The 24,199-nt window shown below is 63.1% G+C and carries 16 protein-coding genes; 8 read left to right on the plus strand and 8 right to left on the minus strand.

All coding sequences use genetic code 11. The annotated features are described in order from the left end of the window. Window positions 1-4 precede the first annotated feature (4 nt). Window positions 5-637 carry a LysE family translocator gene (locus IVB27_RS20545; protein ID WP_247445083.1) on the minus strand — a complete coding sequence of 211 codons (633 nt, stop codon included), beginning with the start codon at window positions 635-637 and terminating at the stop codon, window positions 5-7. 244 nt (window positions 638-881) lie between these two features. Between IVB27_RS20545 and IVB27_RS20550 the strand changes: the two genes are divergently transcribed. Both IVB27_RS20550 and IVB27_RS20555 read left to right on the plus strand, forming a co-directional pair. Continuing rightward, window positions 882-2,678 carry an adenylate/guanylate cyclase domain-containing protein gene (locus IVB27_RS20550; RefSeq protein WP_247445084.1) on the plus strand — a complete coding sequence of 599 codons (1,797 nt, stop codon included), beginning with the start codon at window positions 882-884 and terminating at the stop codon, window positions 2,676-2,678. A gap of 174 nt (window positions 2,679-2,852) precedes the next feature. Beyond that, window positions 2,853-5,618: a di-heme-cytochrome C peroxidase gene (locus tag IVB27_RS20555; RefSeq protein ID WP_247445085.1), complete on the plus strand. Its 2,766-nt coding sequence runs from the start codon at window positions 2,853-2,855 to the stop codon at window positions 5,616-5,618. A 205-nt stretch (window positions 5,619-5,823) separates the two neighbouring features. Here IVB27_RS20555 and IVB27_RS20560 read toward each other — a convergent pair whose 3' ends face one another. Further along, the gene (locus IVB27_RS20560; protein ID WP_247339671.1) at window positions 5,824-6,771 is read right to left on the minus strand and encodes an alpha/beta fold hydrolase; all 948 of its coding nucleotides are present in this window, start codon (window positions 6,769-6,771) and stop codon (window positions 5,824-5,826) included. A 205-nt stretch (window positions 6,772-6,976) separates the two neighbouring features. Between IVB27_RS20560 and IVB27_RS20565 the strand changes: the two genes are divergently transcribed. Continuing rightward, window positions 6,977-7,447 (plus strand): Hsp20 family protein, encoded by a 471-nt coding sequence (locus IVB27_RS20565; RefSeq protein ID WP_247445457.1) that lies wholly within the window; start codon window positions 6,977-6,979, stop codon window positions 7,445-7,447. A 361-nt stretch (window positions 7,448-7,808) separates the two neighbouring features. Next, window positions 7,809-8,579 carry an alpha/beta fold hydrolase gene (locus IVB27_RS20570; RefSeq protein WP_247445086.1) on the plus strand — a complete coding sequence of 257 codons (771 nt, stop codon included), beginning with the start codon at window positions 7,809-7,811 and terminating at the stop codon, window positions 8,577-8,579. Between the two features lie 61 nt (window positions 8,580-8,640). On the opposite strand, the gene IVB27_RS20575 is transcribed toward IVB27_RS20570, so the two are convergent. Next, the gene (locus IVB27_RS20575) at window positions 8,641-9,423 is read right to left on the minus strand and encodes a hypothetical protein (RefSeq protein ID WP_247445087.1); all 783 of its coding nucleotides are present in this window, start codon (window positions 9,421-9,423) and stop codon (window positions 8,641-8,643) included. 490 nt (window positions 9,424-9,913) lie between these two features. On the opposite strand from IVB27_RS20575, the gene gltB reads away from it, so the two are divergent. Together gltB and gltD are read left to right on the plus strand one after the other, a co-directional pair. Continuing rightward, window positions 9,914-14,647, plus strand: a complete 4,734-nt coding sequence (gene gltB, locus IVB27_RS20580) for a glutamate synthase large subunit (protein ID WP_247445088.1) — start codon at window positions 9,914-9,916, stop codon at window positions 14,645-14,647. A gap of 157 nt (window positions 14,648-14,804) precedes the next feature. Next, window positions 14,805-16,256: a glutamate synthase subunit beta gene (gene gltD, locus IVB27_RS20585; protein WP_247445089.1), complete on the plus strand. Its 1,452-nt coding sequence runs from the start codon at window positions 14,805-14,807 to the stop codon at window positions 16,254-16,256. A gap of 335 nt (window positions 16,257-16,591) precedes the next feature. Here gltD and IVB27_RS20590 read toward each other — a convergent pair whose 3' ends face one another. Both IVB27_RS20590 and IVB27_RS20595 read right to left on the minus strand, forming a co-directional pair. Further along, entirely contained in the window at window positions 16,592-18,304 is a 1,713-nt protein-coding gene (locus IVB27_RS20590; RefSeq protein WP_247445090.1) for an ATP-dependent nuclease, read from the minus strand. A gap of 170 nt (window positions 18,305-18,474) precedes the next feature. Next, the gene (locus tag IVB27_RS20595) at window positions 18,475-20,241 is read right to left on the minus strand and encodes an outer membrane beta-barrel protein (protein WP_247445091.1); all 1,767 of its coding nucleotides are present in this window, start codon (window positions 20,239-20,241) and stop codon (window positions 18,475-18,477) included. A gap of 192 nt (window positions 20,242-20,433) precedes the next feature. Here IVB27_RS20595 and IVB27_RS20600 point away from each other — a divergent pair, with 192 nt between their 5' ends. Then, window positions 20,434-21,441 (plus strand): KpsF/GutQ family sugar-phosphate isomerase, encoded by a 1,008-nt coding sequence (locus IVB27_RS20600; protein WP_247339662.1) that lies wholly within the window; start codon window positions 20,434-20,436, stop codon window positions 21,439-21,441. Between the two features lie 107 nt (window positions 21,442-21,548). On the opposite strand, the gene IVB27_RS20605 is transcribed toward IVB27_RS20600, so the two are convergent. Next, window positions 21,549-22,100 (minus strand): carboxymuconolactone decarboxylase family protein, encoded by a 552-nt coding sequence (locus IVB27_RS20605; protein WP_247445092.1) that lies wholly within the window; start codon window positions 22,098-22,100, stop codon window positions 21,549-21,551. Window positions 22,101-22,172: 72 nt separating this feature from the next. On the opposite strand from IVB27_RS20605, the gene IVB27_RS20610 reads away from it, so the two are divergent. Next, the gene (locus IVB27_RS20610) at window positions 22,173-22,511 is read left to right on the plus strand and encodes a winged helix-turn-helix transcriptional regulator (protein WP_247445093.1); all 339 of its coding nucleotides are present in this window, start codon (window positions 22,173-22,175) and stop codon (window positions 22,509-22,511) included. A 118-nt stretch (window positions 22,512-22,629) separates the two neighbouring features. On the opposite strand, the gene IVB27_RS20615 is transcribed toward IVB27_RS20610, so the two are convergent. Then, the gene (locus tag IVB27_RS20615) at window positions 22,630-23,073 is read right to left on the minus strand and encodes an NfeD family protein (protein ID WP_247445094.1); all 444 of its coding nucleotides are present in this window, start codon (window positions 23,071-23,073) and stop codon (window positions 22,630-22,632) included. 75 nt (window positions 23,074-23,148) lie between these two features. Next, a complete protein-coding gene (locus IVB27_RS20620) occupies window positions 23,149-24,153 on the minus strand; it encodes an SPFH domain-containing protein (protein WP_247445095.1) in 1,005 nt (334 codons plus the stop codon). Window positions 24,154-24,199 lie beyond the last annotated feature (46 nt).

A 24,199-nucleotide genomic window follows, 5' to 3' on the forward strand; every position in this document is an offset into this window, starting at 1 on the left:
AAAGTTACCGCGTCTCCAGCATGGCGACGCGGATGCCGAGATAGATGAAGAGGCCGCCGAGCGCGCGGTTGACCCAGGCGATCGCGCCCTCGGAGGTCCGCAAGCGGTGGGCGGCCTTGGCCGCGAACGCCGCCAGCACCAGGCACCACAGCGTTCCCGTGCAGATGAAGATCAGGCCGAGCGTCAGGAAGGCGAGCGGCTTGTGCGGCGCGTCGGCTGCGACGAATTGCGGCAGGAAGGCCAGGAAGAACAGCGCGACCTTGGGATTGAGCGCGTTGGTGAAGACGCCCTGGAGGAAAACCCGCCGCAGCGAGCTCCGCACCGGCTCGTCGATGGCCGATGCCAGTACCGGGCGCGACCACAGCATCTGGAGCCCGGTCACGACGAGATAGGCCGCACCGACCAGCTTCAGGATCGAGAACGCGGTCGACGAGGCCATCAGCAGGGCCGAAAGGCCGATCGCCGCGCCCGCGACATGGAAAAAACAGCCGCAACTGATGCCGAGCGCGGCGGCGCCGCCGCCTCGCCACCCCATCTGCATGCTGCGGCCGATCACATAGACCGTATCAGGCCCCGGCGTGATGTTGAGCAGCACGCCCGACAGGACGAAAAGCCAGATTTCGTGAATGCCCAGCATCTGTGAGGTGCCTCCGCCGCCGAGCCGTCGCCTCAGGGGCCGGCTTAGTCGGTTCGCTCGTCCCCGTCCATCGCCGGGATTGCGGAGCATTTAGCTCGAATTTGCAATGCGGATCATACTTTCGCTCGGCCTCATCTGCTCTATAAAGGCAGGTTCTTGAATGCGGGATTCGAGGCGACTGCCACGGCGTGGCCAGTCCTCGATCTCTTCCAAGTCTCTTGCAAGTCTCTTGGAGCTCCGGAATATGGAAAGACGTCTGGCTGCCATCATCTGCGCCGATGTCGCCGGCTATTCGCGTATGATGGGCAGCGACGAGGCCGGCACCCATGCCGCCTTCAAGGCCCATCGCAGCGCGATCCACCCCATCATCCTCAATCACGGCGGCCGCGTCGTGAAGAACACCGGCGACGGCTTCCTGCTGGAGTTCCCGAGCATCGTCGGCGCCACCGAAGCCGCAATCGCGATGCAGACGCTGATGGCGGAGCGTAACCATCATCTGCCAGCCGATCGTGCGATGCAGTTCCGGCTCGGCATCCATATGGGCGACGTCATCGCCGACGAGGACGAGGTCTTCGGTGACGATGTCAACATTGCCGTCCGCCTCGAGTCCGTGGCCAGCCCCGGCGGCTTCGCGATATCGGCCAAAGCCTACAAGGAGGCAGGCAAGCATCTCGCCGTGCCGATGGCCGATGCCGGCAACCACCGCTTCAAGAACATCAAGGATCCGGTCGGCGTCTGGACCTGGACGCACGAGGGCGCATCGGCGCTTGCGCCCGCGCTGAAGGAGACATCCGCCCTCTCGCAGCAGTACCGGACCGCCATCGTCGGCGTGCTGCCCTTCGCCAATCTCAGCGACGCCCAGGACGAATATTTCTCCGACGGCCTGACCGAGGACTTGATCCACGCGCTGTCGCTGCAATCCTTCTATCGCGTGCTGAGCCGTAACTCGACCTTTGCGTTCAAGGGCAACAATGTCAGCACTCGCCTGATCGCGCGGGAGATCGACGCGACCTATTTGATCCAGGGTTCGGTGCGGCGCGCCGGAGCCAAGATCCGCGTCACCGCAGAGTTGATCGCGCCGGAGACCGGCGAGCAGCTCTGGACCGGCCGCTACGACCGCGACATCGGCGATCTCTTCGCGATGCAGGACGAAATTACGACGAACCTGTCCGCCGCCATCGCCACCGAGATCGTCCGGGCCGAAGCCTCGGCGCCGGCACGGCTCTCGACCGACGTGACCGCCTGGGACCGCTTCCTCAAGGGGCTGTCGCACTACTACCGGCAGACCAAGGAGGATTTGAACCTCGCCGTCGCCCTGTTCAGGGAGGCGATCGCGGTCGATCCGAAGCTGTCGATCGCGCACGCCTATCTCGCCACGATCCAGATCCAGAGCATCCAGTTCGGCTGGGTCAAGGGCACGCGCGAGATGTGGGCCGAGGCGATGAAGCTTGCCGAAACCAGCGTCCGGCTCGATCCACGCTCGTCATTTGCATTCTCGATCCTGTCCTGGGCCCACGCGCTGGAGGGGCATTACGAGGCCGCGATGGACGCCGCCAAGCGCGCGGTCGCGCTCAACCCCTACGACAACGGCGCGCGCGGCGTGCTCGGCATCTGCCATTTCGTCATCGGCGAGCACCGCGAGGCGATCGAACTGTTCTCGATGGCAGCGCAGCGCGACAACAGCGATCCGCGCTACCAATGGGCCGCGCTGAATGCCTTCAGCCACTATCTGCTGGGCCAATATGACGCGACCCTGTCATGGGCCCGCGAACAACTCTACATCAACCCGAACCACATGCAGGCGCTGGCGATCCGCGCCGCGGCGTTGGCGCAATTGGGGCGGGCGGGCGAGGCGAACGAGGCAACCCGCGTGCTCATGGGTAACTACCCGTCTCTGAATGTTGACCGTCATTTGCGCAATTTCCACTGGAAGCGTCCCGAGGACCTCGCCCATTACCGCGACGGACTCTTGAATGCGGGCGTGCCGCTCGGCAAGCTGACCCTGGTCCAGAGCGACCTCAAACGCGTCGCCGAATCCTGAGGGCCAGCCGCGGCCACGCGGCAATTTCCGTCCACCTTGATTGATGCGACAGTGAATTCAACCACACTTCCTTACACGCTGAAGTAGTATAATGTACTGTCGGTTTGTTAGGACTTTCCCCGCTCTATCGCCGCGCCTGTATTTTACGATTCGCTGTTTTCAGGATTCTGGGCCATGCATGATTCCGCTTCGAAGCCCCCCTTCGACCCCTCGATCCAGGTCTCGCCGAACAATCCCTGTCCATTCCTGCGCGGCCTCGTCGGCGAAGGCTTTGTTGACGGCGGGACGGTCCCGCTCGGGACGCTGTCGCAGACGGTTGCAAATGCAACCGGCGAGACCGGGCTGACGAAGGGCTTCGCCCGCATCCAGGTCCGCGGGGTCGCGCTCATCGCAAACGGTCTCGGTCACATCCTGAAGAGCGCATTTTCGGGCGCTCAGCTCGACGCGCTGCGTGGTGGCCCCCTCGACAAGCGCGGTGCCGGCTCGCGCGTCCTCGGCGTCGACGGCAAGGTCGACGAGGACGAGCTCGCGCGATTTGCCAGCTTCGGCCGGAATTACCAGAATCCGAACGGCGGCGGCTCCGAGCCAGGTCTCAACGCCTCGGAAATCGACGTCTTCATGCGCGACAACCTTAAGCGCGCCGGCAGCGCCGCGCGCTGGTACTACCCCCTGCTGATGAAGTTCGAATGGCCGATCCTCCTGAAGATCGTGGGCAAGGGCGAGGGGGAGGACCGCTATCTCAGCGTGGCCGACGTGCGCACGCTGTTCAACGAGCGCCAATTCCCTGCTCGCATCAACCGGCGGCTCGTATCGCAGCCTGCGCTGTCGACCTGCCAGCGCGTGGTGCGGGGCGCCCTCAAGTTTGCGGCCCTGCTCGTCGCCCTCGGCCTCGTCTTGCTCGTTGCCGTCGCCGAATTCCCCGACCAGGTCCGCGCCATGCTGCCGCAAAAGGGGATTTTCGTGAATCTGCTGCCGCCGCCCCTGCCCACGGTCCCCGAGACGAAAGCGGCCTATTGGCTCGAGCAAAACTGGTCGCTGAAGGACAGGCACTGGTTTCACCACGCCAGCCAGGGCACGGCGACCTTTCCGGTACCCTATGAATGGTTCATGGCGCTGGAGCAGCCGCGCCTGCACCTGTTCTCGCGGCCAGGCATGATGACGGACAGCGCCTATCTCGAGCGCTTCGGCTTCATCCCAAGCCCGCAGTCGATCCAGACCGACGCGGCGTCACTGCGCCGCTTCGGCTACGCCAATGTCTACGAGACGACGCAAGCGCCGGACTGGTCGACCAGATGGACGCCGGCGGAGAACGTCGACGGCCTGCCGGTCGGCTTCGCGCGGATGACCGGGGTCAGCGATCCCGCGACCGGCCGACGCGAAGAGGACAAGATCGGGCTGACCTGCGCGGCCTGCCATACCGGCCAGATCCATTACCAGGGCATCGACATCCGGTTCGACGGCGGCCCGGCCATGACCGACCTGAAGAAGCTCGAGCTCTCCACCGGCCTGTCGATCGCCTACACGCTTTACGTGCCGTTCCGCTTCCAGCGCTTCGCCGATCGCGTGCTCGGCCCCGACGCCAGCAAGACGGACCGCGACGCGCTCAAGCAGAAGCTCAGCGCGATCGGCAATTTCCTGATCGACTGGGCGAAAATCCAGCAAAAGACGATTGAAGGCAAGAAGACCTGGAACGGCAGGCAGCAGAGTGACACCGAGGAGGGATTCGGCCGCCTCGACGCTCTCAATCGCATCGGCAATCAGGTCTTTTCGCAGGACCTGGCGCTGAGCGGGATCAAGGGATTCGAGAAGAACCTGCACGCCCAGGACGCGCCGGTCAGCTACCCTCCGATCTGGACGGTGCCCTGGTTCAAGTTCGCCCAGTACGACGCCTCGATCGAGCAGCCGCTGATCCGCAACGCCGGCGAGGCACTCGGCGTGACGGCGCTGCTCAACCTGTCCGACGCCTATCCGGAGGACAGGATTTGGCGGTCCTCCGTTCACATCAACACGCTCGGCTGGATCGAGGACATGCTCAGAGGGCCCGATCCGTTCAAGACGGCTGATCCCTCCACCGGTCCGAAGTTCGGAGGCCTGCTGGCGCCGAAATGGCCGTCGCAGATCCTCGGCGACAATTGGAGGCTTGATCAAAAGAAGGTCGACAATGGTCGCAAGATCTACGCCGAGATGTGTTCCGGATGCCATTTGCCCGCCATCGACACTCCGGCTTTCTGGTCCTCCGGACATTGGGAGCCGAGCGGCGACGGCAAGGTCCTGAACGCGGTGACGATCCCCCTCGACGAGATCAAGACGGACCCCGAACAGTCGCTCGTGCTCAGCAACAGGATTGTCGATGTGCCCGGCTTCCTGAAGGTGAATACGGCCGACCTCCAGAAATGGTGGCAATGCGACGTCTCGACTGCGAGCTCGCCGACCGAGATGGTGTATGCGCTCGGGCTCATGACGGTGGTGGACCTGGTCGCCCGCAAATGGATGGACGACGAGAAGACTCCGGACGCCGAGCGGGCGAAATTGTGGAACCTCGCGCGCAAGAACTGCCTCAATCCGGTGGGGGGAGCACGCTATCGCGCGCGGCCGCTCAACGGCATCTGGGCCACCGCGCCCTATCTGCACAACGGTTCGGTGCCGTCTCTCTACTGGTTGCTGAAGCCTGCAAGCGAGCGTCCGCAAAAATTCTGCATGGGCCGCCGCGACTATGATCCCGTGACCGTCGGCTTTGCGGTCACCGCCGACGAGAAGTGCAAGACGGGTGAAACCGAGTTCTCGGCGGGGTCGGACAAGGATCCGATCCAGGGCAACAGCGTGCTCGGCCATTCGTTCGAGCGCAAACCGGGTGAGGAAAAACGTCCCGGCGTTATCGGCCGCGTGTTCAAGGACGACAACGAGCGCTACGATCTGATCGAGTATCTGAAGACGCTGTAGCCGAGCTCTGTCCCGAGCACGCCGCCCTCATCCTGAGGAGCCCGCACAAAGCGGGCGTCTCGAAGGATGGCCGAGGGCGAGAGCCGGGCCTTCATGTTTCGCCCGGCGATGCGAAGCATCGTCCGGAGACGCGCGTTCCGCGCTCCTCACCATGAGGGTCTTGCGACCAAGCGGGCCGAGGCAGCGCACCGCCGTCGCTCCCCCCTCACTTGAACAGCGGCGTGCCCGGCACGAAGGCGTCGAAGGCTGCCCAGAATTGGGAACGGTAGCGGTCCTGCTCCTGGAGGATCTCGTGCTTGGCGCCGGCGATCACGAGATGGGAGCCGGCGCGCAGATGATAGGCGAACTCCTCGATCGCCGCGGTCGAGACCACGGTGTCGCTGGAAGCCGCCAGCATCAGGATCGGCTGACGGATCTTCGACGGGTAGTTTTTGCCTCTGAAGGTGTTCATCGCGCGGAAGGCGGTATCGGCCCAGGCGACCGTCGGTGAGGCCAACCCCAGCGTCGGATCCTCCTCAAGGATCGCGGCATTGCGCGCGTAGCGCACGGGATCGCTGGTCAGCGGATTGTTGATGAAGGGATTGAGCCCGGTGATGTGGTCGCTACCGCCGGGGACGTAGCGGCCGCCCATCCCCAACACGCGCATCGTCTTCAAAAGCGTCCGCGCCGGAAACGAGGTGGCGCGGCCGGGCAGGTCGATCATCGGCGCCGACAGCACCATGCGGTCGAACCAGCGCTTGCCCGCATGCGCGACCCGCAGCAACACCGTGCCACCCATGGAGTGAGCGAGCGCGAAGAAGGGCGGCGGGCAATCCGGCAGCACCACCTGCTGCACGAAGGTCTCGACGTCGATCTCGAAATCGGCGAAGTCGCGGACATAGCCCTTGCGCGGATCCCGCAGGCGGCGCGAGGAGTGGCCCTGCCCGCGCCAGTCGATCATCGCCACAGCAAAGCCGCGGTCGCGCAGGTCGCGCACGGTCTCGAAATATTTCTCAATCTGCTCGCTGCGTCCGGTGAAGACGCAAACCGTGCCCTTGCGGTTTGCCGGCGGTGCCCAGCGCGCAAAGCGCAGCTCGGCGCCATCAGGGGTCTTGATGGTGCCGCTGACGACGTCTTCGGGAACAGGATTGGACGGAATCGAGACCAGCGTCATGGGCGGAGGTTTTGAAAATCAGGGGGCGGGAGCGCCGAAAAGGCGCAGATAGCCGCCCTCTTGAACGCAGTTTCCCAAAACCCATATCACCATGGTGCAGGCCGCTACCAGTGTTTCGGAACCGGAACATCAGGCTGCACACAGACGAAAGCCCGGCCCGATTGGCGGGCGGGTTTCCAACAGTCGCTCAATGGAGGACTTGACCATGCGTACCTACGATCTGACCCCCTTTTATCGTTCCACCGTCGGCTTTGACCGCCTCTTCAACCTGCTCGACCAGACGAGCTCGGACGGCAGCCCCGGTTATCCCCCCTATAACATCGAGCGCACCGGCGAGAACGACTATCGCATCACCGTTGCGGTTTCGGGCTTTGCCAAGGATGAGCTCTCCATCGTCGCGAAGGAAAACACGCTGACGATCAAGGGCGAGAAAGTCGCCAACGAGAACTCGAAGTCCGAAGTGCTCTACCGCGGCATCGCCGCGCGTGCCTTCGAGCGCGCCTTCCAGCTTGCCGACTTTGTACAGGTGAAGGACGCCTCGCTCGAGAACGGCCTGCTTCACGTCGACCTTGTGCGCGAAATTCCCGAGGCCAAGAAGCCCCGCCAAATCTCGATCAGCAGCAGCACGCCAAAGGCGCAGGTGATCGAAAACTCGGCCGCGCAAGCCGCCGCATAAATCACTCACGCCACTTCCAGGTTGCGAAAACGCCCCGGTGCCCCGGGGCGTTTTTTGCTTGTCCAGTCGTTGGCTCGCGAAAAGCCGCAAGTAGCCCCGTGGCTACTCCTCCATCGATATATTTCATACGGGTCCAACTGTCTCGTCAGCGCGGCAAGATCCAGCGGCAGTCAGCTGGTTTTCGGTTGAGATCGAAATACAGGTTTGGGTCCGTTGTTCTACGTTGCCCCCACACCTCGCGGGCTCGCTTGCGAGTCTCGTACGCGCCCGACACTTGTCACAGGTGAGTGACCACGCGTAACGCCGCCGCTCCGCACACCGTCCTTTGGATATCGAACACAAAATGAGACGGAAAACGATCATGACACTTTGGCGCAGCCTTTTCGTCGCCGCGAGCCTGCTGGCGGCCCCCATCAGCCTTGCTCACGCACAGACCGCGCAGACGGTGAAGCCCAGGAATGTCGTGCTGGTGCACGGCGCCTGGGCCGACGGTTCAAGCTGGTCGGAGGTGATCCCGATCCTCCAGGCCGCAGGCCTCAACGTAACTGCCGTGCAGAATCCGCTATCGTCGCTGTCGGACTCCGTCGAGGCGACCAAGCGCGCGCTGGCCGAACAGGATGGTCCAACCGTGCTGGTTGCGCATTCCTGGGGCGGCACCGTGATCAGCCAGGTCGGCAACGACCCGAAGGTCACCGGCCTCGTCTATGTCGCCGCCCGCGCACCCGATGCCAACGAGGATTTCGTCGCTCTGTCGAAGCAATTCCCCGCGGGACCGGTGCGCGCCGGCGTCGTCGAGCGCGACGGTTACACCAAGCTTTCGGAAGACGCCTTCCTGAAGTACTTCGCCAATGGCGTTAAGCCGGAGCAGGCCAAGGCGCTCTACGCCGTGCAATGGCCAACGGCCGCCTCGATCTTCGCCGGCCGCACCACGGAGGCGGCATGGCATTCCAAGCCGAGCTGGTACGCGGTGTCGAAGAACGACTACACCATCAATCCCGATTTCGAACGCTTCCTCGCCAAGCGCATGAACGCCACCACGGTCGAACTCGACGCCGGCCACCTCTCGCTGGTGTCGCACCCGAAAGAAGTGGCGAACCTGATCCTGGAAGCGGCGGGGTACGGGCGGAGCTGACCGGCGACCGCCTCAATGAGAAAGCGCCCGAGGTTTTCGGGCGCTTTTGTTTTGCTCAGGTCTAATCCAGTCCCTGTGCGGCCGGCATCTCCTGCGTCGGCATGATCGTGGGAGCCGGCTTGGCCTGAACGACGGTTGCTGCCGCGGCTTGCGGTGCGGCTTCGATGGGCTTGGCCTGCACGGCCACCGTCTGCTGAGCAGGCTGCGGCGCCTGGGCCTGCTGCGTCGTGGGTTCGGCCGGCTTGGCGGCGACCGGCGCCTCGCCACGCGGCGGGGCGGCCTTCGGCACCGGTACGGCGCGGCTGGCGACATGCGGAATCGGGGCCGGCGGGCGTGGCGGGCCGCTGCGGACCATGGTCGGTGGCGGCAGCGCGCTTTGCGGGCGGTAGGGCGCAACCGCGGGCTGCTCGTAGGCCGGCGCCATGCCGTAGGCGTCAGCGGCCGGCATGAAGCGCAAAATTCTTCCGTCGCGGGCATCGATCACCAGCCGGCCGTCCTCGCCGCGGCGGTCGATCACCGCGATGGTGTAGACGCTGCCGCGCAGGCGCGGGATGCCCAGCGGCGAGAAGCCGTTATCGCGCAGCACCGCGTAGACCTCGGTCGACGGCAGCAGCACCGGGGCCGGGCCGCGGTCTTCGTAGCCGTAGCCGTAGCCTTGGCCGTAACGCGGCGGCGGTGGCGGCGCGGCGTCCGATGGCGCATAGGGGCCGTCGAAATCCGACACCGCAATAGCGGCCCTGCTCCCGATACCGTTCGCCGGAAATTGCGCAAAAACCTGCGCTTGAGCCGCGGTCGCAGCCAGCACCAGCGTGGCAGCGGCCACACATCCTGTGAAAAACTTCATGGTCGACACGCTCCTGTCAGCCCCCGAACGTCTCGCGCTCTTTCGCTTCTTGCGGCGTGGCGCGCCTTTCGAAGGGTCGATCCGAAGCATCCTTGGGGATTTCGGCGTCGGCAGGGCCGGATAAGGGCGCGTTTGCTTCAAAACCGGGGCCGCACGGCTTGCGGAAAGCGGTGATTGACACCTCGGGAATCGGGACTTGCACGCGCTTGTGTGATAGACAAAAATTTGGCAAGGTGATGGTTAGGACAGGAAGACTGTCTCAATTTTGCTTGCGGTTCCGGCATAGGGATTGCAACGAAAGTCGGTGCTTTCGAGCGCCAGTAAGGCAACAGGCAAAGCCGTTCTCGGGGACGAAGAACGCCTTGGCCTGAATTTAAGAAAATGCGGCTCGCGAGCGGACGAGCGGTGACCCAGAAGCGGGTGCCGCGGGACGCCCAAGGTGCGCCGAAGATGGCGGTGAGGCAGCTTGCCGCATGGAGAGGACGAGGACATGAACGGGTCGCAAGTCGAGCGCGGAAACATCGTGGCAGAACAACTGTCGGCGACGCTCGCCTCGAAAACGAGCGACCCGATTCAGGAACACAACTCACGCCCGCCGGCGGTAGGTCTGTACGATCCGAGCCTGGAAAAGGATTCCTGCGGCGTCGGCTTCATCGCCAACATCAAGGGCCAGAAGTCCCACGAGATCGTCGCGGACGCACTCAGCATCCTCTGCAACCTCGAGCACCGCGGCGCCGTCGGCGCCGATCCGCGCGCTGGCGACGGCGCCGGCATTCTGGTGCAGATCCCGCACGCCTTCTTCACTCGCAAGGCCAAGGAGCTGGGCTTCGCGCTGCCCAATCCGGGCGAATACGCCATCGGCGCGCTGTTCATGCCGCGCGACACCGCCTGGCGCAACGTCATCAAGAGCATCATCGCCGACCAGATCAAGGAAGAGGGCCTGACGCTGCTCGGCTGGCGCGACGTGCCGACCGACAACTCCTCGCTCGGCGTCACCGTGAAGCCGACCGAGCCCGCCTGCATGCAGGTGTTCATCGGCCGCAACGGCACCGCCAAAACCGAGGACGATTTCGAACGCCGGCTCTACATCCTGCGCAAGTCGATCTCGCAGGCGATCTACCAGCGCCGCGACCGCGGCCTCGCCGGCTATTATCCCTGCTCGATGTCGTGCCGCACCGTGATCTACAAGGGCATGTTCCTCGCCGACCAGCTCGGCAAGTACTATCCCGATCTGCACGAAACGGATTTCGAGAGCGCGCTCGCACTCGTTCACCAGCGCTTCTCGACCAACACTTTCCCGGCCTGGTCGCTGGCGCATCCCTACCGCATGATCGCGCATAACGGCGAGATCAACACGCTGCGCGGCAACACCAACTGGATGGCGGCGCGCCAGGCGTCCGTCAGCTCGGACCTTTACGGCAAGGACATCAACCGGCTCTGGCCGATCTCCTACGAAGGACAGTCGGACACCGCCTGCTTCGACAACGCGCTCGAATTCCTGGTACAGGGCGGCTACTCGCTGCCGCACGCCGTCATGATGATGATTCCGGAGGCGTGGGCCGGCAATCCCTTGATGGATGAAAAGCGCCGCGCTTTCTACGAGTATCATGCCGCCCTGATGGAGCCGTGGGACGGCCCGGCCGCGATCGCCTTCACCGACGGCCGCCAGATCGGCGCCACACTCGACCGCAACGGCCTGCGGCCAGCGCGCTATCTCGTCACCAAGGACGACCGCATCGTGATGGCGTCCGAGATGGGCGTGCTGACAATTCCCGAGGACCGGATCATCACCAAGTGGCGCTTGCAGCCCGGCAAGATGCTGCTGGTCGACCTCGAGCAGGGCCGCCTTATCCCCGACGACGAGATCAAGGCCGAGCTCGCGAGGAGCCATCCCTACACGGAGTGGCTGGAGCGGACCCAGATCGTGCTGGAAGAGCTGCCGAAGGCGCCGACCACCGGCGTGCGCTCCAACCTGTCGCTGCTCGATCGCCAGCAGGCGTTTGGCTACAGCCAGGAAGACATCACCATCCTGATGACGCCGATGGCCTCCATTGGCGAGGAAGCCGCGGGCTCGATGGGCAACGACACGCCGATCTCGGCGCTGTCGGACAAGGCCAAGCCGCTGTTCACCTACTTCAAGCAGAACTTTGCGCAGGTCACCAATCCGCCGATCGACCCGATCCGCGAGGAGCTGGTGATGAGCCTCGTCTCCATCATTGGACCGCGGCCGAACCTGTTCGACCTGCAAGGCATGGCCACCACCAAGCGCCTCGAAGCGCGCCAGCCGATCCTGACCGACGCGGACCTCGAAAAGATCCGCTCGATCTCTGACGTCGCCGAGTCGCACTTCAAGTCGCGCACGCTGGACACCACCTTCCACGCCGGCCTCGGCGCGGCCGGCATGGACCAGGTGCTGGACGAGCTCTGCGCGCGCGCCGAAAGCGCGGTGCGCGAGGGCGTCAACATCATCATCCTGTCCGACCGCATGGTCGGCACCGACCGCGTGCCGATCCCGTCGCTGCTGGCTTGTGCGTCCGTGCATCATCATCTGATCCGCACGGGTCTGCGCACGTCGGTCGGCCTCGTCGTCGAATCCGGTGAGCCGCGCGAAGTGCATCACTTCGCCTGTCTCGCGGGCTACGGCGCGGAAGCAATCAATCCTTATCTGGCGTTCGAAACCATCATCGCGATGAAGGACCGCCTGCCCGGCTCGCTCGACGACTACGAGATCGTCAAGCGCTACATCAAGTCGATCGGCAAGGGCCTGCTGAAGGTGATGTCCAAGATGGGCATCTCGACCTACCAGTCCTATTGCGGCGCGCAGATCTTTGACGCTATCGGCCTGAAGGCGGAATTCGTCGGAAAATTCTTCGCCGGTACGCACACCCGCGTCGAGGGCGTCGGTCTCGCCGAGATCGCGGAAGAGGCCGTGCGCCGCCATGCCGACGCGTTCGGCGATGCTCTGGTCTACAAGACCGCGCTCGACGTCGGCGGCGAATATGCCTATCGCAGCCGTGGCGAGGACCATGCCTGGACCGCCGAGTCGGTCGGGCTGCTCCAGCACGCCGCGCGCGGCAATTCGCTGGACCGCTACCGTGCCTTCGCAAAAATCCTCAACGAGCAGTCGGAGCGTCTGTTGACGCTGCGCGGCTTGTTCCGGATCAAGAACGCGGACGAAGAGAAGCGCAAGCCTGTCGCCCTCGACCAGGTCGAGTCGGCCAAGGACATCGTCAAGCGTTTCGCCACCGGCGCGATGAGCTTCGGCTCGATCTCGCGCGAGGCGCACACCACGCTGGCGATTGCCATGAACCGGATCGGCGGCAAGTCGAACACCGGCGAAGGCGGCGAGGAAGCCGACCGCTTCAAGCCGATGCCGAACGGCGACAGCATGCGCTCCGCGATCAAGCAGGTCGCCTCGGGCCGTTTCGGCGTCACCACGGAGTATCTCGTCAACTCCGACATGATGCAGATCAAGATGGCGCAGGGTGCCAAGCCCGGCGAAGGCGGCCAGCTGCCCGGCCACAAGGTCGACGCGACCATCGCCAAGGTTCGCCACTCGACGCCGGGCGTCGGCCTGATCTCGCCGCCGCCGCACCACGACATCTACTCGATCGAGGATCTGGCGCAGCTCATCTACGACCTCAAGAACGTCAACCCGACGGGCGACGTCTCGGTCAAGCTCGTCTCGGAGATCGGCGTCGGCACGGTGGCCGCGGGCGTCGCCAAGGCGCGCGCCGACCACGTCACCATCGCGGGCTTCGAGGGTGGCACCGGCGCTTCGCCGCTGACCTCGATCAAGCACGCCGGCTCGCCGTGGGAGATCGGTCTCGCTGAAACCCACCAGACGCTGGTGCGCGAGCGGCTGCGCAGCCGCATCGTGGTCCAGGTCGACGGCGGCTTCCGCACCGGCCGTGACGTCGTCATCGGCGCGCTTCTCGGCGCCGATGAATTCGGCTTCGCCACTGCGCCCTTGATCGCGGCCGGCTGCATCATGATGCGCAAGTGCCATCTCAACACCTGCCCGGTCGGCGTCGCGACCCAGGACCCGGTCCTGCGCAAGCGCTTCACCGGCCAGCCCGAGCATGTGATCAACTACTTCTTCTTCGTCGCCGAGGAAGTTCGCGAGATCATGGCCTCGCTCGGCTTCCGTACCTTCAACGAGATGATCGGCCAGGTGCAGCTGCTCGACCAGACCAGGCTGGTTGCGCACTGGAAGGCCAAGGGGCTCGATTTTTCGAAGCTGTTCGTCAAGCAGAAGGAAGAGAAGGGCCAGAAGGTCTATCACTCCGAGCGCCAGAACCATCATCTGGAAGCCGTGCTCGACCGCACGCTGATCGAGAAGGCAACGCCTGCGCTCGACCGCGGCGCGCCGGTGAAGATCGAGGCCAGGATCAACAGCACCAACCGTTCCGCCGGCGCGATGCTGTCCGGTATGGTCGCCAAGATCTACGGCAATGCGGGCCTGCCGCATGACACCATCCATGTCAGCCTTAAGGGCACCGCCGGCCAGGCCTTCGGCGCCTGGCTCGCGCATGGCGTCACCTTTGAGCTCGAGGGCGAAGCCAACGACTATGTCGGCAAGGGCCTCTCGGGCGGCAGGATCATCGTCAAGCCGCCGGCCAACAGCGCCATCGTGCCGGAAGAGAGCATCATCGTCGGCAACACCGTGATGTACGGCGCGACCGATGGCGAGTGCTACTTCCGCGGCGTCGCCGGCGAACGCTTTGCCGTGCGCAACTCCGGCGCGGTCGCCGTGGTCGAGGGCGCCGGCGATCATTGCTGCGAATACATGACCGGCGGCATCGTGGTCGTGCTCGGCAAGACCGGGCGCAACTTTGCGGCCGGCATGTCCGGCGGCATCGCCTATGTGCTCGACGAGAGCGGCGACTTCGACAAGCTCTGCAACATGGCGATGGTCGAGCTCGAGCCGGTGCTGTCGGAAGAGCTGATCAACGCCGGCACCTATAACCACTCGGGTGACCTCGAGGCGCACGGCCGGGTCGACGTGTTCAAGAACCTGCTCGCCTCCGACGTCGAGCGGCTGCAGGTCCTGATCAGGCGTCATGCGAAAGCGACCGGCTCCAAGCGCGCCGCCGACATCATTGCCAATTGGAAGGACTGGCTGCCCAAATTCCGCAAGGTGATGCCGGTCGAGTACCGGCGCGCGCTGCGCGAAATGGCCGCCAACGCGGACGCCGAGCCGAAAATCGCGATCGGGGCGTAGCTAAGAAAGCCTCATGGTGAGGAGCGCGAAGCGCGTCTCGAACCATGAGACCATCAGCGGGGCCTTCATCCTTCGAGACGCGGCGCCAAGTGCGCCGCTCCTCAGGATGAGGGGTGAGAGAACAAAACGAATTTAAGCGGCAGGGACTTCGGGTTTAATGGGCAAGATCACGGGTTTTCTCGAAATCGAACGGCATGATCGCAAGTACACCCCGGTCGCCGAGCGCGTGAAGCATTTTGGCGAGTTCGTCGTTCCCTTGACCGAGAAGGAAACGCGCGATCAGGCCGCGCGCTGCATGAATTGCGGCATTCCCTATTGCCACGGCACCGGCTCGGTCGCGCCGGGAACGCCCGGCTGCCCGGTCAACAATCAGATCCCGGACTGGAACGACCTCGTCTACCAGGGCAACTGGGAAGAAGCCTCGCGCAATTTGCACTCGACCAACAATTTCCCGGAGTTCACCGGACGCATCTGCCCGGCGCCGTGCGAGGCCTCCTGCACGCTCAACATCGACGACAACCCCGTCACCATCAAGACCATCGAATGCGCGATCGTCGACCGCGCCTGGGACAATGGCTGGCTGAAGCCGGAGATCGCGGCGGTCAAGACCGGCAAGAAGGTCGCGGTGATCGGCTCGGGTCCGGCCGGCATGGCCTGCGCGCAGCAGCTCGCGCGCGCCGGCCACGACGTACATTTGTTCGAGAAGTTCGCCAAGGCCGGTGGCCTGCTGCGCTACGGCATTCCTGATTTCAAGATGGAAAAGAACGTCATCGACCGCCGCGTAGCGCAGATGGAAGGGGAAGGCGTCACCTTCCACTACAACAGCCATGTCGGCGTCGACGGCAATGTCGATCCGCGCGAGATGCTCAACGAGTACGACGCGGTGGCGCTGACCGGCGGCGCGGAAGCCCCACGCGACCTGCCGATCCCCGGCCGCGAGTTTTCAGGCGTCCACTACGCGATGGATTTCCTGCCGCAACAAAATCGCCGCGTCTCCAGCGAGCCGCTGAATGGCGTCCAGGAGATTTTGGCCGGCGGCAAGCATGTCGTCGTCATCGGCGGCGGCGACACCGGATCTGACTGCATCGGCACCTCGCTGCGCCAGGGCGCGCTCTCGGTGACCCAGCTCGAGATCATGCCCGCTCCGCCCGAGCACGAGAACAAGGGCCTGACCTGGCCGAACTGGCCGCTGAAGATGCGGACATCCTCGAGCCAGGCCGAAGGCGCGGCCCGCGAATTCGCCGTGCTGACGCAGAAGTTTTCCGGCGAGGACGGCCAAGTCAAGAAGCTGCACTGCGTGCGCGTCGACGACAAGTTCAAGCCGATTGCCGGCACCGAGTTCGAGCTCGATGCCGACCTCGTCCTGCTCGCGATGGGCTTCGTCCATCCCGTGCACGAAGGCCTGCTCAAGCAGCTCGCAGTCGAGCTCGACCCGCGTGGCAACGTCAAGGCCAACACGCTCGACTACCAGACCTCGCGCCCGAACGTGTTCACGGCAGGCGACATGCGGCGAGGTCAGTCGCTGGTGGTCTGGGCCATCCGCGAGGGGCGACTGTGCGCGAGGTCGATCGACACGTTTTTGATGGGGAAGACGGATCTGCCGCGGTAGGTTTAGCTCCGCTGCTAGATTTAAATAAAGCTATCTTCGCCCGCGAAAGCAGAAGCGGGCGATCCAGTATTCCAGAGACATCTTACGCGATGTACAGAATGCACCTACGCTCTGGTGCTTCGCTAGCCCATGGCTTTTACATCTGCAACGAGTTTGCCAAGAAAAGCATAATACAACTCACGAATATCTCGCGCGCTGAGGGCATCCCAAACGACCTTCTTTATACGCTGGATCTCCTTTTCGCGAGCATCCTTCCCTATGTTCCCAGCCCGAAGCCATTCGCCGATAGCATGAAGTGCCCCCTGCGGGCCACCCAATTGGCGATCATCGAAGTTTCAGAGACCTAGTCGATCGCGGGCATCTCGCAACGCAGGCCCGAACGCGGCAACCTCTAGAAAATCTTCGCTTGTTACGATGCCTCTTGCTTGGTCGACGTCCAAAACCTCGTCGTATCGCTTCCAAAGGCCGTAACCATTACTGTCTACATGGTCTCGCTGCTTTTCCCGTGCAGGAACATCACTATCGCTAATGATCAAACAGCGACGATTCGCCAACTCCATCATTGGCGTTATATTCTTGATGTCCTTAACACCTTTGGCATGGCAGATGCCGACTTCGGCCAAAACCTTTGCCACTGAGGCATTGGACACAGGCATACGCTTTGTCGCGACTTGAAATAAGCGCTTGTCGCGCCAGCCCTCAAAAATCAAGTTCTTCTTCCTAAGGCTTTCGAAAATAGAATAGCCAACTGCGTTAAACAGAACTTCTTCATCTACAACGTTCGACTCATTCGCTTCGGACAGCCGGGTCCTCTCTTGCTGTTTGGTCACGATTATGTGCCGGCCAACGTTTTCTCGATCAATCATAAAAATCGAATGAGTACTGTACAGCACTGTATTTGTTTTCGATATTTCTATCAGCTCATCGCGAAGAAACCGTGCACCTGACGGATGCAAACTGATATCGGGCTCATCGATAAGCAGGACCGTATCTGAAAGATCACCGCTTTTTACTTTTGCAGAAATAAGCAAGAGAAAGCTTACGAACCTCTTGAAGCCGTCACTCCTCTTCGCGAAGTCGAACCGGTTTTTCTCACGGACACCAGCGATCAAGTCGCTTCCATCTGGCACCAATTCGAATTCAATCGACCTGTGTTCTTTCCAAACACTCCGAAAGTGCGCAGTAGTCTTACTAGCTATGCTAGAAAAGAAGTTGTGCAGAGTGTTTCGCGAACCTGCCCGGGCCTTAGCGACTGCCTCGGGAATATTATCTATGTCGGCAAGAGCGAACATATTCATAAGAGGCAAGCAGGAAGTGGGGTCGGCGACAAATGCGTCGAGATCAATGGATCCGGGCAAGAGATTCTGCTCTGTATATTGCCAGAACAACACCTCAGGAATATTCGCCTTTATCTGATCGGCTACAGTTCCCCCTACAAGGGATTCTAGATCGGCGATTTCCGCAGGCTCAAGCCAGTCAGCGGATTCCAGACAATCGCTCGTCCGAATGAGCCGCAAACTCTTCAAACGGACTTTGGACCCATCCTTTCGCGTAACCAAATGGTCGCTGGGAGTCCCCTTAGAAGGACGGCTCCAGCCTTCTGCTAGTCCAAAATCACTTTCAATCGTCCAGTAATTTGCAGTCTTTTCGCCTTTCAATAAGTCGACTTCATAGACGCCCGTACTTCTCGATTGAACAAATGCCTTCAAGGAAAGCGGCTTGCTCTTGAGTGTGGCGATTGGACTGCGGGCCAAATTGTTAGCGAAGATAAAGCTCGAAGCAACTTCAATGAGTTTTTCAGCTTCTTCTTTTTCCAACGCGAAACAGAATCTGACGAAAGATTCTGCAATTGGATCCTCTCCGGGTGCGGGTTCGCGAACATCGTCCGACCTTGAAGGGGTAAAGCCACCAAGCGACGAAATCGCGCGAAGGATATTCGATTTTCCCGATTCGTTTATACCAACAAGAATGCGGCAACTGGGAGTCAGCTCTAGTTCGACATCTTGGATAGAACGAAAGTTCCTAATCTGAACCTTTTCAAGTCTCATACCCTCTCCACACGAAAATTGATTTAGGCGATCGGCAACATGCTCGTCAAAGTAGCGGAATCTGCAATATAGACCAACTACCAGAAGCTTAGTGGGTCACGAGCATATTCCTGCTTAGGGTGAGCGATGCCGCACTGCAAAAAAGCTTGGAAATAGGGACGACCCTCCCTCTAATTCTGCAACCTCACCCCCACCATCATCACCGTCCCCTGCGAGCTAGATCCCGCCTGGTTCGAGTCCAGGATGTCGTGGCGCAGCGTGCCCTTGATCCAGATGTTGCGGTTGAGCTTGTAGATCAGATTGCCTTCGAGCGAGTAGGTCTTGTCGTTGCGATTTTGGCCCTGGTAATCGTAGGTGCCGTAGGTGAACTTGCCCACTGCCGTAAGCCAACGGCGGAAATCGTGATCGACTTCGGCGGCGTAGGTGTGCACCAGCACGCCGGATGAGCCGGGCACGGTGGTCTCCGCGATCTGCGTGTCGGTGGCGAATTTCACCGTGGTCAGGCCGCTCGCGTTCCAGATCAGCGAGCCCGAGGTGAGGAAGCCCGCGAGCTGGCTCAGCCGCGGATCGACATAGTTGCGCGCGGAATAACCGACCGAGACTTCGCCCGTGAGGATGCGCGAGAACTCGAAGGACGAGCCGACCTTGGCGTACCCGCCGTTCGAATCGCGGAAGTAGCCGTTGCGGTCCGCGGGCTGGTCGTGGACGCGGGTGTCGCCCTGGATTTCGACGAACGGCTTCAGGCCCGGCTTCAGCTCGTAGGAAAAGCGCCCGACGCCGCCATACTGGTTGAAGTCGCGATCGTCGTTGCTGAAGGTCGAGCCATCGGTCAGCTTGGAGTTGGTGTAGGCGGTGCGATCGACGGTGGCGCCGGCAGCGACCTGGAAGCGATTATAGGTCTGGTCGAAGCCGACGGTCGTGCCGTAGGTGGCGTAGACCGGAAATTTTTGCAGGCCGGCCTGCACGTTGGGGCTGCCGGGATTGTCGGTGGCGAGCCGCAGGCGGAGCTGCGTGGTCAGCTTGAGATCGCGATTGACGTCGATGCGGCCGTCGACATGGCCGGTAAAGTCGGGGCGGTCAACCTCGACCGGCGAGGGCGAGGCAAAGCCGTCGATCGTCGCCGGCATGTTGTTGGTGTAGCCTGAGAACGAGCCGCGCAAATCGGCCACCAGCGCGTGGCGCTCCCAGTCGGACACCACGAGAAGGTCGGGCGCGACGACATAAGCCGGCGAGCCGACCGGCTTGTTCAAACGCGCCGGATTGGTGTCGTAGCCGGCGGAGAGCTCGAGCCCGCCCTTGATCAGGAAGCTGCCGGCATAGTCGCCGACCGCGCCGAACGAGTCCTCGTCGAGCTTGAGGCGGCGGCGCAGCGGCTGGCCGGGCACGTTGCCGGCCAGCGCCGGCGGCACCGGCGTCTTGTGCGCGGTCTCGGAGGGTGGCGGCGCGATGCGCGGCGGGCCGAGCGTTCGATCCGGCGTTGCCGGCGGCACCGGCGAGCCGGGACCGACCGGGCGTTTCGGCTTTGGCTGTCCGGGATAGAGCTTTGGCTGCAGCCGCTTGCGGTTGAGCGAATCGTATCCGGAGGCGCTGGCGCCATTGGCAGCGGGCAGGCCGTAGGTCGGGACCTTATTGGTCGGGTTCCGGCTGGTCGGGTTTTGGCCCGCGCGCGCCGGCGCCTGCTGGCGCTTGCGCAAATCGGCATTGGGATCTGGGAGCGCCGGCAGCGCATCCGAGGGTGCCTGCGGCACGCCCGCGGTACGGCGGGTCGGCAGCGTGTCGGGTGAGGCGAAGCCACCGCGGTTGGGACTGAACAGGTCGGGGGTGAGGCTCTGGGCGCCTGCCGGTGCGCTTCCAAGGGCAGTCAGCGCGAGACACGGCAAAGCGGCGCGCAGGAAATGCGCGCGTTTGCTCCGGCTCGTGCCTGGAGACGACCCCACGATGGAAGAACCCCAACGAAATCAAATACTTTCGCGATAGCGTCCGCCGACTGGCGGGAACCATCGTTAATGGACTTAAAACAATTATGGTTAACGACCGGTTGAGGGCTGGGGCGCCCTCGTCGCCTCGAAGGCCATGGCGTGCTAAGCAGGAGCCAACGGGCGAACCGCCCCTCCTCCCTGGACCAGAACATGCCGAGTTCGAAACCGCTGATGACCCAATCATCCGGCCCCATTCCCGACAGCGTCGAATCCGCACTCCGCACGCTGGAAACCGAGAGCGGCGGTATCAACGCACTCGCCGCCGCCCTGCGCGGCCCGCTTGGCGCGAGTTTCGCCAAGGCGGTCGATCTGATCCGCAACGCGAAGGGCCGCGTCATCGTCACCGGACTCGGCAAGTCGGGCCATATGGGCCGCAAGATCGCGGCGACGCTGGCTTCGACAGGCACGCCCGCCTTCTTCGTGCACACCGCCGAAGCCGCCCATGGCGACCTCGGCATGATCACCACCGATGACGTCATCATGGCGCTGTCCTGGTCCGGCGAGCAGCCGGAGATGAAGACACTCGTCAACTATTCCGCGCGGTTCGCGATCCCGATGATCGCGGTGACGTCGAACGCGGCGTCCTCGCTTGGACAAGCAGCCGACATCGTGCTTGAGCTGCCGAAGGCGCGCGAGGCTTGCCCGCACAATCTGGCGCCGACCACCTCGACCATGATGCAGGTCGCGATCGGCGACGCCATCGCGATCGCGCTGCTCGAAGGCCGCGGCTTCACCGCGCTGGAATTCGCGCATTTCCATCCCGGCGGCAAGTTAGGGGCGATGCTGAAATTCGTCCGCGACTACATGCGCACCGGCGCGGAGATCCCGGTCAAGCCGCTCGGCACCAAGATGTCCGACGCGGTAATGGAAATGTCGGCCAAGGGCCTCGGCTGCGTCTGCATCGTCGATGATGTCGGCGGGGTTGCCGGCATCATCACCGACGGCGATCTGCGCCGCCACATGCGGCCCGACCTGCTGACGGCGTCGGTCGACGACGTCATGACCAGGCAGCCGAAAACCGTGCCGCCCTCGATGCTCGCCACCGAGATGATCGAGGTGCTCAACACCCGCAAGATCACGACGCTGGTCGTGACCGAGGCGGACAAGGTGGTGGGCATCGTGCATCTGCACGATCTGTTGCGCGCGGGCGTGGCGTAAGGTTTCTCTCCGTCATTGCGAGCGCAGCGAAGCAATCCAGAATCCCTCCGCGGAGGCAGTCTGGATTGCTTCGTCGCAAGAGCTCCTCGCAATGACGGCGGTTAGAGCTACGCCGGAAACCGCGCCGCCGTCTCCTCCAGCGGCAGCTTTAGTCCGTTCGCCAGATACGACACCGTGCGATAGAAGCCGCACAGCAGCATGATCTCCAGGATCTGCGCCTCGTCGTAATGCGCCGAGAGCGCGGCGAACTCGGCATCGTCAAACGTCGCGCGGTGATGCAGCGCATCGACGGCGGCGATCATCGCCTGTTCGGCCGGCGACCAGCACGACGACGTCGCATCGCCCTGCACGGTCGCACGGACTTCCGCCTCGGTGAGGCGCGCGGGCCCGGCGAAGATCGCGACATGCACGCCCCATTCATATTCGCATTTGTTCAGCGCGCAGGTGCGGTCGATGACGACCTCGCGCTGGCGCAACGACAGCGGGCCAGGATCGAGCAGGCCGCCGGCGCGGAACTTGTCCCAGGCGCGGGCGTGGCCCGCCATCACCCGGAACAGCAGCAACGGCGGCGCACCGCGCATGATGCGATCGAACTGCGCCTGGATCTCCGGGGGATAAGGCGGGGTGAGCGGCGCAATGCGCGGCGGGGCCTGGGACATTGGCTGTCTCCTTTGCTACATTTATTGTAGCATCACGCTACATTATTTGTAGCAATACGCAAGAGGGCGACGATGGCGAAACAGTCCGCTTCCAGATCGCGTAGCGTCCGTGGTTCGCGCACGGGCCGACCGGTCATGGCGCTGCTCGACCTCCTGGGGCGACGCTGGAGCCTGCGTATCCTGTGGGAATTACGCAAAGCCCCCCTCACCTCGCGCGGCTTGCGCACTGCCTGCGACGAGGCCTCGCCGACCGTGGTTCAAGCGCGGCTGAGCGAGCTGCGAGAGGCGGGGTTCGTGGAGCTGGGCGAAGGTGGAGGTTATGGGCTGACGGCGCTGGGACAGGAGCTGTGCGAGACGTTCATACCGCTGCACAGGTTTGCGGAGCGGTGGCGCAGCAAGAGTCGCGCCTAAGTCTGGCGACGCCGTCCTGACAAACTCGTCATTGCGAGCGGAGCGAAGCAATCCAGAATCTTTCCGCGGAGACAGGCTGGATTGCTTCGCTTCGCTCGCAATGACGGGGAGGCAACAGCTACGTCGCCGCCACCGTCAGATTCGCACCGTCCACCTGCACCACTTTCACCCGCGTCCCCGCCGGCGTATCCGGGCCGGCGACGCGCCACACCGTGTCGCCGATACGCATGGTGCCGTTGCCGTCGATGATCGGCTTCTCCAGCGTGAACTCGCGGCCCAGGAGCGCGTCCGCGCGCTTGTTGAGGAAGGGGCTGGCACTCGCATCCGCCCTCGGCCGCGCGAGCCGGCGCCACACCGGCACGGCGGCGGCGGCGAACACAGCGAACATCACGAGCTGGATCTGCCAGGACACGACAATCGCGAACGAGATCAGGCCGACCAAAATCGCGGCGAGCCCGAGCCAGAACAGGAAGATCCCCGGCGCCAGCACCTCCAGCACCATCAGGATGAAGCCGAAGATCAGCCAGTTCCAGGTGCCGAGCGATACGAATATGTCGGTCATGACACGACCTCTTTAATTCAGACGCTTACCCTTATCGGAAAACCGGTGTCCGCGTTTCCGGGGGATGCGCTGTGACTATCCCTGCCGCGGCGGCACCGCCGGCGGCGTGAGGCTGGACGACGGCACCGAACCGCCGCGGCGAACGGCAGCGGCCGCGGACGCCGCGCTTTCGCCGAACGTCGCCTTCGCGATCTCGCCGATGCCGGCGAGCGAACCCAGCATGCTCATCGCTTCGACCGGAAGCATGATGATCTTCTGGTTCGGCGAGTCGGCCAGCTGCCCGAACGCTTTGATATACTTGTCCGCGATAAAATAGTTCAACGCGGAGATATCACCCTTGGCAATGGCTTCCGATACCACAAGCGTCGCCTTGGCCTCGGCCTCCGCGGAACGTTCGCGGGCCTCGGCGTCGCGGAACGCGGCTTCCTTGCGGCCTTCGGCCTGGAGAATCTGGCCCTGCTTGGCGCCCTCTGCACGCAGGATCTCGGACTGGCGCTGGCCTTCGGCCGCGAGAATATCGGCGCGTTTGACGCGCTCGGCCTTCATCTGCCGGCCCATCGCCTCGACGAGATCGGCGGGCGGCACGATGTCCTTGATCTCGATGCGGTTGACCTTGAGACCCCACGGCGAGACCGCGGCGTCGACGACGCGCAGCAGGCGCTCGTTGATCTCATCGCGATGCGACAGCACCTGGTCGAGATCCATGGAGCCCATCACCGAACGGATATTGGTCATGGTCAGCACGATGATCGCCTGCTCCAGATTGGAGACTTCGTAGCTCGCCTTCGCGGCATCGAATACCTGGAAGAAGGCGACGCCGTCGACCGTGACCGTGGCGTTGTCCTTGGTGATCACCTCCTGCTCAGGTATCGAGATCACCTGCTCCATCATGTTGATCTTGCGCCCGACGCGATCGAAATAGGGCACGATCAGATTGAGCCCGGGGCTCAGCGTCTGGGTGTATTTGCCGAACCGCTCGATGGTCCAGTCATAGCCCTGCGGCACCGTTTTCACGCCGGCAACCAGCGTGACGATGACGAGCAAAACCAGAACAATCGCGAAAATGTCGAAACCGCTCATATTTCCTCCGAGGCGGGAAAAGGTCTTTCCCGCGCTGTCATTGGTC

The sequence above is a fragment of the Bradyrhizobium sp. 197 genome (assembly GCF_023073375.1).
Taxonomy (GTDB): domain Bacteria; phylum Pseudomonadota; class Alphaproteobacteria; order Rhizobiales; family Xanthobacteraceae; genus Bradyrhizobium.

What these genes read in the sequence shown, in the direction of transcription:
- IVB27_RS20590 (WP_247445090.1), bottom strand. Translation starts at nt 18,304, where the DNA reads ATGAGACTTGAAAAGGTTCAGATTAGGAACTTTCGTTCTATCCAAGAT.
- IVB27_RS20620 (WP_247445095.1), bottom strand. Translation starts at nt 24,153, where the DNA reads ATGAGCGGTTTCGACATTTTCGCGATTGTTCTGGTTTTGCTCGTCATC.
- IVB27_RS20550 (WP_247445084.1), top strand. Translation starts at nt 882, where the DNA reads ATGGAAAGACGTCTGGCTGCCATCATCTGCGCCGATGTCGCCGGCTAT.
- IVB27_RS20600 (WP_247339662.1), top strand. Translation starts at nt 20,434, where the DNA reads ATGCCGAGTTCGAAACCGCTGATGACCCAATCATCCGGCCCCATTCCC.
- IVB27_RS20545 (WP_247445083.1), bottom strand. Translation starts at nt 637, where the DNA reads ATGCTGGGCATTCACGAAATCTGGCTTTTCGTCCTGTCGGGCGTGCTG.
- IVB27_RS20570 (WP_247445086.1), top strand. Translation starts at nt 7,809, where the DNA reads ATGACACTTTGGCGCAGCCTTTTCGTCGCCGCGAGCCTGCTGGCGGCC.
- IVB27_RS20615 (WP_247445094.1), bottom strand. Translation starts at nt 23,073, where the DNA reads ATGACCGACATATTCGTATCGCTCGGCACCTGGAACTGGCTGATCTTC.
- gltD (WP_247445089.1), top strand. Translation starts at nt 14,805, where the DNA reads ATGGGCAAGATCACGGGTTTTCTCGAAATCGAACGGCATGATCGCAAG.
- IVB27_RS20565 (WP_247445457.1), top strand. Translation starts at nt 6,977, where the DNA reads ATGCGTACCTACGATCTGACCCCCTTTTATCGTTCCACCGTCGGCTTT.
- gltB (WP_247445088.1), top strand. Translation starts at nt 9,914, where the DNA reads ATGAACGGGTCGCAAGTCGAGCGCGGAAACATCGTGGCAGAACAACTG.
- IVB27_RS20575 (WP_247445087.1), bottom strand. Translation starts at nt 9,423, where the DNA reads ATGAAGTTTTTCACAGGATGTGTGGCCGCTGCCACGCTGGTGCTGGCT.
- IVB27_RS20610 (WP_247445093.1), top strand. Translation starts at nt 22,173, where the DNA reads ATGGCGAAACAGTCCGCTTCCAGATCGCGTAGCGTCCGTGGTTCGCGC.
- IVB27_RS20555 (WP_247445085.1), top strand. Translation starts at nt 2,853, where the DNA reads ATGCATGATTCCGCTTCGAAGCCCCCCTTCGACCCCTCGATCCAGGTC.
- IVB27_RS20605 (WP_247445092.1), bottom strand. Translation starts at nt 22,100, where the DNA reads ATGTCCCAGGCCCCGCCGCGCATTGCGCCGCTCACCCCGCCTTATCCC.
- IVB27_RS20560 (WP_247339671.1), bottom strand. Translation starts at nt 6,771, where the DNA reads ATGACGCTGGTCTCGATTCCGTCCAATCCTGTTCCCGAAGACGTCGTC.